Raw genomic sequence first — 1,669 nt, 5'->3', positions numbered from 1 at the left:
AGATAGTTAATAGGAGGAATTATTTATGTGTGGAATCGTAGGATTTACAGGAAATCATCAGGCAGCTCCGATTCTGTTGGACGGATTGTCCAAGTTGGAATACAGAGGATATGATTCAGCCGGTCTTGCAGTGCGTGACGGAGAGCATCTGTCACAGGTTGTTAAGGCGAAGGGACGTTTGAGCAATCTTTCAGAGAAGACTGACAGTGGTAAGGCACTTAAGGGAACTTGTGGTATCGGTCATACACGCTGGGCGACTCACGGTGAGCCGAGCCAGGTGAATGCACATCCGCATGTGTCAGGAAACTGTGAGAAAAGTGGTTCCGGTACCGTGGAGTCTGAAGTGGTCGGAGTTCACAATGGTATCATTGAGAATTACACAGAGCTGAAAGAGAAGCTGTTAAAGCATGGTTATACATTCTACAGTGATACAGATACAGAAGTAGTGATTAAGCTGGTTGATTACTATTATAAGAAATACAATTTAGGACCGATCGATGCGATCGCAAAGACAATGGTTCGTGTACGTGGTTCTTATGCACTTGAATTGATGTTCAAGGATTATCCTGGAGAGATCTGGGTTGCTAGAAAAGACAGCCCGATGATCATCGGTATCGCAGATGGCGAGACCTATGTGGCATCTGATGTTCCGGCTATTCTGAAATATACAAGAAATGTATATTATATCGGAAATCTTGAGTTTGCGAAACTTACTCCGGGCGAGGCTCATTTCTATGACCTGAACGGTGATGAGATCGAGAAAGAGACAACAGAGATCAAATGGGATGCAGAGGCAGCAGAGAAGGCCGGCTTCGAGCATTTTATGATGAAAGAGATCTATGAGCAGCCGAAAGCAATCCGTGACACACTGAATTCTGTTGTGAAAGACGGAGTGATCGACTTTACGGATATTGATCTTACAGAGGAAGAGATCAAGAAGTACAGCCAGATTTACATTGTTGCGTGCGGATCTGCATGGCATGTCGGAGTAGAGGCGCAGTATGTAATCGAAGAGATGGCTCAGATTCCGGTTCGAGTAGAGCTTGCATCTGAGTTCCGTTATCGTGAGATGCCGCTTGTGAAGGATGGTCTGGTTATCGTGATCAGCCAGTCTGGAGAGACAGCAGATACATTGGCAGCAATGCGTATGGCGAAAGAGAAAGGACTTGCTACACTTGCAGTTGTAAATGTAATTGGAAGCAGTATTGCCCGTGAGGCGGACAAGGTGTTCTATACACTGGCAGGACCGGAGATTTCGGTTGCGACAACAAAGGGATACAGTGCACAGCTTGTGGCTTTGGATTGTATTGCGGTTCAGTTCGCGAAGGTGAAGGGGCTGATCACAGACGAGCAGTACAGCTACTACATTTCTGAACTTCAGACGATTCCGGACAAGATCGAGAAGATTCTTCAGGACAAGGAGAGAATCCAGTGGTTCGCAGCCAAATATGCGAATGCACATGATGTTTTCTTTGTAGGTCGTGGAGTTGATTATGCAGTGTGTCTGGAAGGAAGTCTGAAACTGAAAGAGATTTCTTATATTCATTCCGAGGCTTATGCAGCAGGTGAGTTGAAGCATGGAACAATCAGTCTGATCGAGGACAACATTCTTGTGATCGGAGTTCTGACACAGAGCAAGCTGTATGAGAAGACAGTCAGCAATATGATG

General features: G+C 45.6%; 1 protein-coding gene. It reads left to right on the top strand.

The genetic code is table 11. The features are described from left to right. Window positions 1-25: 25 nt before the first annotated feature. The coding region (gene glmS / locus ACLTOH_RS15210; protein ID WP_412224359.1) for a glutamine--fructose-6-phosphate transaminase (isomerizing) at window positions 26-1,669 on the top strand (1,644 nt) is incomplete at its 3' end.

The organism is Waltera sp. (genome assembly GCF_046969025.1).
In the GTDB taxonomy this organism is placed as follows: Bacteria; Bacillota; Clostridia; order Lachnospirales; family Lachnospiraceae; genus Acetatifactor; species Acetatifactor acetigignens.
The sequence above is the reverse complement of the archived record's forward strand: the minus strand, read 5'-3'. Positions and strand labels throughout refer to the sequence as shown.